The sequence below is a fragment of the Enterobacter sp. T1-1 genome, assembly GCF_000710795.1.
GTDB classification, from domain to species: domain Bacteria; phylum Pseudomonadota; class Gammaproteobacteria; order Enterobacterales; family Enterobacteriaceae; genus Enterobacter; species Enterobacter cloacae.
The window spans coordinates 1-295 of record NZ_JALW01000074.1 but is presented as its reverse complement, the minus strand read 5'-3'; the positions used below and the strand labels follow the sequence as shown (position 1 = coordinate 295).

Below are 295 nucleotides of genomic sequence, written 5' to 3'. Positions count from 1 at the left end.
AGTGAGCGACCATTACAGACCAGACTTGCCCGCAGCAGATGCCAGTTCCTGTCATGCCAGCCGGTCCAGTCGACAGCAATTACACAGAAGGGCATCAGGGAAGTGATGGAATGTGTGAGCAGGTGCTGAATACGGGGAATGTCCCGGTGAAGGGCGGTATTACCCAGGGCACGGTCAACACGTTTAATTTTATTTTTGACATGCGCCCTGCCGGGAAGAGTGCGACCAAGGCTGGTCAGGGTCAGATCCGCACCGTGCGTGAGGGCAACGGCCATGGAAACAAGGAAATTAATCG

Annotated in this window: 1 pseudogene; it reads right to left on the bottom strand. The window is 54.9% G+C overall.

Going from position 1 to position 295, the window contains the following annotated elements:
* Positions 1-295 (bottom strand): annotated as a pseudogene (locus AK59_RS1000000125340) (IS4 family transposase); the annotation flags it as partial.